The sequence below is a fragment of the Streptomyces sp. NPDC005962 genome (assembly GCF_040629205.1).
In the GTDB taxonomy this organism is placed as follows: Bacteria; Actinomycetota; Actinomycetes; order Streptomycetales; family Streptomycetaceae; genus Streptomyces.
On sequence record NZ_JBEXVE010000063.1, the window covers coordinates 1 to 5,066 of the forward strand.

The window sequence follows — 5,066 nt, forward strand, 5'->3', positions numbered from 1 at the left end:
CGACGCGAGCCCAGTCATAGATCCGCGAGGTCCTCGTCCGGTAGGGCGAGGAGTTTCCCGGCCCGGCCGTCCAGTGGTTCGACGAGGTTGTCGAGCTGCCGCTTGCCGAAGAACAGCAGGTATGCCGGCTGCTCCTCCTGTTTGGCGGACTTCTTGATGCCGAGCGGCGCGAGTAGCGCGGCGGCCAGACGGTTCGCGCCCGCGTCGTCGAGTCCGGCACCGCCCTTGTCCGTGGTCAGGGAGAGGCGTTCGGCGAGCAGAGCGGCGATCCGCTTGGTGCGCGTCGCCCGGGTCTCGGCCGGCTCCGACGTGGCGAACTCCATGCGGGCGGCCCGCTTCCAGGCCTGGGAAGAGACCCGCGCCCGGCGGACACCGCCGTAAAGGGCCTGCTTCGGCGTGCCGGAGTCGTCCCGGTTGATGTTGGACGGCGGCAGGCTTTGCAGGATGTGCACTTCAACGAACAGTGTGGGCTCGGTCATCACGGGCTCCTTTCGAAGCGGGTCGGGGTGCGCGCGGCACGGAATGCGTGAAAGCGGGCCGCGCGCCAGGAAGTCCGGTCAGGCCCGTGGGGCCGCGGGGGCGGTGTGGAAGCCCCGGTCCCACCGGTCGCGGATCCGCGGCTGCTCGTCCGGGCGCCGTGCGTCGTCCCAGTACCGCAGGGCCCGGCACAGGTCGTCGTAATCGAGGCCGATGCCCGCCTGGCGCAGCAGTGGGACGAGTCCGCGTAGGTGCTGGGCCAGTTCCCCGGCGTCCAGCGAGGTCAGCAGCGCGCCGAGGCGGCGTTCGATCGCGGTGCGATCCGCCGCGGTGTGGTCCGCGTCCGGGCCGCGGGCCAGCAGGGCGCGGCAGGCGTCTCCGGGGGTGATGCCCGGAACGTGCAGCGTGCTGGTATGTCCCTGCTGGTGCGGGCCGAAGACGGTGAGGGCGGCGTGTTCGGCGACGAGATCGCGGGTGAGGGCGCCCTTGTCACGCAGAGGCGTGCCGATGCGGGCGCGGTAGAAGGGCCACATCGCGGGAACAGTGCCGGCCGCACGGCCCGCGCCGGAGCGCAGTGCCGCCAGGTCGGCTCCGGCACGGGGGTGTCCGGGGACGAAGGCGGACCAGTAGCGTTGGCTGCCACTGTCGTCGCGAGCGACCGGTTCCCGGACGATGTCAGGGCGGTGTACTGCAGGCCCCACGCCCGCAGGACCCGGCCGTTGTCCGGCGTCTGCCACGCCACCAGATCGCGGTACAGGCGCGTGTAGTCCAGGCCGATGGCGGCGCGTCGCAGCAAGGGCGCCAGCCCGCGCAGGTGCTGTACGAGTTCCTCCAGGTCCTGGGCGGACGCGGCCGCCATGAGCCGACGCTCCACAGCACCGGCACCGGCACCGGCACCGCTGGAGAACGCTCCGTCGTGCAGGCTCCGAACGGCGGTGCCCAGGCCGACGCCCGGGCGGTGCGCCGGGGCAGCCCCGGCCGCCTGGTGCAGCCCGTACAGAGTGAGCGCGGTGTGCTCGGCCCGGTAGGTGCCGGGCGGCCGGTTGCCGTTCCGCTCGCTGTCGGTGAGCTCGACGCGGTGGAGGTGGCGCATGGCCGGTGCGTCTCCGGGCTCGCTGCCCAGCCCGTCCCGCAGGGCACACAGCCCGCGCTCGCCCCACGTCGGGCGGCGGGTGGCGGTCTGCCGCGCGAACTCCTCCCGGAAGAAGGGCCGGTGCCGTCGTACGGCTGCCGGGGGCGCGGTGCTCACGCGGCACTCTCCCGCTGGTTGTTCCGCTGGTTGTTCCGCGCGTCGGCGGCCCGCGGCAGGATCTCTTCGAGCTGTGCGCGGAAGACGGCGGTGGCCTTGCCGCTGCGGAAGACGAGCTCCTTGCCGCCCGCCCTTTCCACCCGCCCCACCACGGCCCGGGTCGGCGCGGCCGCCAGGAGTAGCTCCGCCTCCCGCGCGGCCGTCGCGAACAGCGTCAGCTCCCAGGCTTCCTGGGCACGCTCCAGGAGGGTGTCATCGCCGCCGATGGTGCGCAGCCCGTTCAGTAGACGCCGCATGGCGGGATCCACGCCGTGCAGCAGGCGTGCCGACGGCCACTCGCCCCGGTCCCTGGGGGGGGGCTTCCCGCCGGCGGCGCGCCGCAGTTCGGCGTGGAGGCCGTCGAGGGCACGGCCGGCCCGGTCGGCTTGGTTCGCGCACTCCAGCAGGGCTGCCCGCAGACGGTTGTCGGAGGCGACCAGAGCGGCGGTGGGCAGGGGGAGAGTGTCGGCGATGGAGTTCTCCACCACGGCCGACCGGTTGCCGTATTCCAGGGCGGAGATCTCCACCCCCAGCGGGTAGTCGGCGGCCAGGGCGCCGTCGGCCCGCAGTTCACCGATCTGCCGCAGCAGCGGTGATGTGCGGGGGCCGTCGTCGGGGACGGCGAGTGCGAGCAGGGGCCCAGGCCCTGCCAGGCCGTGAGCCCGGACTGGTGCCGACGCGGGCGGCGCGGCGCCTGTCCGGCCTTCGGCCTCGCAGTGTGGTGCCACGCGGTGTGCGGCTCCCATTCGGGAGTGCCCGTCAGCCGGTCCCCGGCGCAGACGACGACGTGGCGGACCCGTGGTCCTTGACACCGGTCTCCCGGCTGATCAGACGGATTCGGCGGGACTGGAAGGTCAGCAGGTCCAGCAGCCCGCCGGCGTCCCGAACGGACCACCAGGGTTCGGCGGGGGAGGCCCAGCCCGGCGTCTCGGGACGCTCGTCCGACGCCCACTGCGGACGGTCCGCCGCGTCCAGGCCGCAGGGCAGGATCGGGGTGTTGAGCATCAGCGTCTCGTACAGGGTCCGGCCCGTCGGGACGATCACGCCGAGCCGGCCGAGGGGCCCGGTCGGGTTGGCCGTCGCCTTGCCGGCCTTGGCCTGGGGGTCGCCGACGGCCCCGGTCTTGATGCCGGCGGTGTCCCAGCACTGCACGTGCAGCAGCCACAACGCGGTCTGAGCCACCGTCAGGTCCAGGGGGTGGGCGTCGCTGAACGCGCTGAACAGCGGCACGTTGTTGCCCGACGCGATCGACGGCACCAGCAGCGTGGCGGATTTCGCCTCCCCGCTCAGCGCCTTGAGCCCCGCGACCTGGCCGAAGGGCCGCTCATCGTCGAACAGACGGAATGTGCCACAGTAGCGGGCGGTGAGGTAGTCGGTGAGCTGCTCGCACTCTTCGGGCGTGAACCGCCCCTCAGTGAACCGCCCCTCAGTGAACCGCCCGGCCCACTCCCGGCGCGTACGGGGAGCCCCCAGCGTGTCCAGCACCACCGGAAGCAAGAGCTGACGCAGCACCGCGGGCGCCATCGTCGCCGCCGCCACGTCCAGACGTCGCACTGTGTGCGCGTCCGTCAGCGCCCTCAGTGGGCCTGGCCGAGTTACGGCACCGTCCACTCCGACAGCCGACAGCCGGCAGCCGACAGCCGACAGCCAGCCTTCCTCGACAAGATCACCCGTCGTCGCCTCCATCGTGGGCCTTCTCCTCTGCGTGCCCGGTGCCTCCCCGGGGCACGGACGGGCGGGGCGATCCCCCGCGGATGCGGGGACGACCCGGGGAGAGAAGAGGGAGAGTCGCTGCCATACGGAGCTCCCCCCCGCGGGTGCGGGGACGACACTGCCTGAGCTTCACAGGCACAACGGGGCATCGGGGCGAACGGTTCAACGCCGCCCGAGTGGTCGGGGGAGGGGAGGGTTACCAGCGGAGGGCGAGGGACGGGGTGTCCAGCCAGTAGGTCACCTTGGCGCCGCTGTCGGTGTAGACGGAGCCGCCGGGCAGATCGACGCTCTTGCCGGCCTCGTTGCCGTCGATGGACACCTCGAGGTAGTCGACCTTCCCGCCCCCTTCGCCCGAGCCATCGGTCGTGGAGGTGGTGATCCCGGCGTACGCGCTCTCCCCTGGCGAGAGGAGCTTGACGGACTGCGGCTGGCTCTCCTCGATCACCTCGGTGGCGGCCTGTGCGTTCTTGCCCAGTTTCAGCGTCGGGAAGCCCACGAGCTTGCATTCCGCTCCGGACTTGTTGGTTGCCTTGAGCAGCATGTGGTTGACGGGCTGCTTGACCTTCTGGACGTCGAAGTCCGTCTTGTTGATGTCGCAGTCGCCGAGCGCCTTGTTCGAGCCTGTGCCCGTCGAGTTCGGGTCCTTGTCCGACTTGCCGGCCTGTCCCTTGATCTCGCTGCCGTTCGCGGCGGGGGCCGTGGAATCGGCCTTGCCGCTGCTCCGCGAGCCGCTGCCCCCGTCCCCGCTGCACGCGGTGAGCGACAGGGCGGCGACGGCCAGCGTCGAGACAGCGGCGATACGGACGCCGCGAGTGCGGCGGAGGGGGGTGACGTTCATGACGACTTCCTTTTGGTGGTGGTTCGGGCTCGACATCAGATGCAAGCCGCTGAGCGGTACTGACGCCGTCAGCACTGGACACCATGCCGCTACGGCACAGTCAAGCGGCGCGTCCCAACGCCGTGTCGCGTGCCGCTGGCTGACCGTGCGCGCCCGGGCTTGCGCTACATGTCACTCAGTGACATTGTTATTTAGCCTCGATCTTGCATGAGGGTCCGTCAGCTTGCTGGCGGACCCTTTCCGCTTGTTCGGGGCGGAGATTTGTGCGGGTGGGCAGGCTGGCGGCCCGGCTGTCGTGCCGGGTGGGCGCCGGGTTCCACGGCTCCGGGGGCGGTGGGTGCTCGTCGGGACAGGTGGTTGTCGCTGGTCAGCCCGGGTTCGGCAGGGCTTGGAGTCGCTCGAATGCGCTGGTGACCACGTTGGTCCAGGGCCAGTGGCGGGCGAGGCGGAGGATGCGGCGGCGGCCGGTGGTGACGAGCTGGGCGGCGGCGGAGAACAGCCGCAGCCGTAGGCGCTTGGGCTCCCATCGCCGGGCGGGGCCGGTCAGGGCGAGCATGGGCATCCAGGCCAGCAGGTCGAGCGCGATCTGGACGATCTCCAGCCAGACCTGGTTCTGGGCGGTGTGGTGGAGGGGCAGGTTGCGCAGGCCGGTGTCGCGGGCGGCGCGGATGCGGTCCTCGGCCCGGGCCTGCTGGCGGTGCCGCAGCTCCAGGTGCGCTATCGGCGTGCTGGCGGTGTTGGTGGCGAAGC

General features: G+C 72.0%; 5 protein-coding genes and 2 pseudogenes. All 7 read right to left on the minus strand.

Annotation, left to right across the window (positions count from 1 at the left end; translation table 11 throughout):
• Positions 1 to 14 precede the first annotated feature (14 nt).
• Positions 15 to 479 (minus strand): type I-E CRISPR-associated protein Cas7/Cse4/CasC, encoded by a 465-nt coding sequence (locus ABZ370_RS43900; RefSeq protein WP_358634183.1) that lies wholly within the window; start codon positions 477 to 479, stop codon positions 15 to 17.
• Positions 480 to 557: 78 nt separating this feature from the next.
• Complete coding sequence (casB, locus tag ABZ370_RS43905) at positions 558 to 1,178, minus strand: type I-E CRISPR-associated protein Cse2/CasB (RefSeq protein WP_358634186.1); 621 nt, start codon at positions 1,176 to 1,178, stop codon at positions 558 to 560.
• Between the two features lie 44 nt (positions 1,179 to 1,222).
• Positions 1,223 to 1,726 (minus strand): annotated as a pseudogene (gene casB, locus ABZ370_RS43910) (type I-E CRISPR-associated protein Cse2/CasB); the annotation flags it as partial.
• Positions 1,723 to 2,511, minus strand: a complete 789-nt coding sequence (locus ABZ370_RS43915; protein ID WP_358634189.1) for a type I-E CRISPR-associated protein Cse1/CasA — start codon at positions 2,509 to 2,511, stop codon at positions 1,723 to 1,725. The pseudogene casB (ABZ370_RS43910) and the gene ABZ370_RS43915, both read right to left, overlap by 4 nt.
• Positions 2,451 to 3,451: pseudogene (gene casA / locus ABZ370_RS43920) on the minus strand (type I-E CRISPR-associated protein Cse1/CasA); the annotation flags it as partial. The gene ABZ370_RS43915 and the pseudogene casA, both read right to left, overlap by 61 nt.
• A gap of 223 nt (positions 3,452 to 3,674) precedes the next feature.
• Positions 3,675 to 4,316, minus strand: a complete 642-nt coding sequence (locus ABZ370_RS43925) for a DUF4232 domain-containing protein (RefSeq protein WP_358634191.1) — start codon at positions 4,314 to 4,316, stop codon at positions 3,675 to 3,677.
• A 367-nt stretch (positions 4,317 to 4,683) separates the two neighbouring features.
• On the minus strand, positions 4,684 to 5,066 hold a 383-nt coding region (locus ABZ370_RS43930; RefSeq protein ID WP_358634194.1), incomplete at its 5' end, for a transposase.

Excerpts from the sequence above, each read along its gene's own strand:
- ABZ370_RS43915 (WP_358634189.1), bottom strand. The coding sequence starts at position 2,511 with ATGGGAGCCGCACACCGCGTGGCACCACACTGCGAGGCCGAAGGCCGG.
- ABZ370_RS43900 (WP_358634183.1), bottom strand. The coding sequence starts at position 479 with ATGACCGAGCCCACACTGTTCGTTGAAGTGCACATCCTGCAAAGCCTG.
- ABZ370_RS43925 (WP_358634191.1), bottom strand. The coding sequence starts at position 4,316 with ATGAACGTCACCCCCCTCCGCCGCACTCGCGGCGTCCGTATCGCCGCT.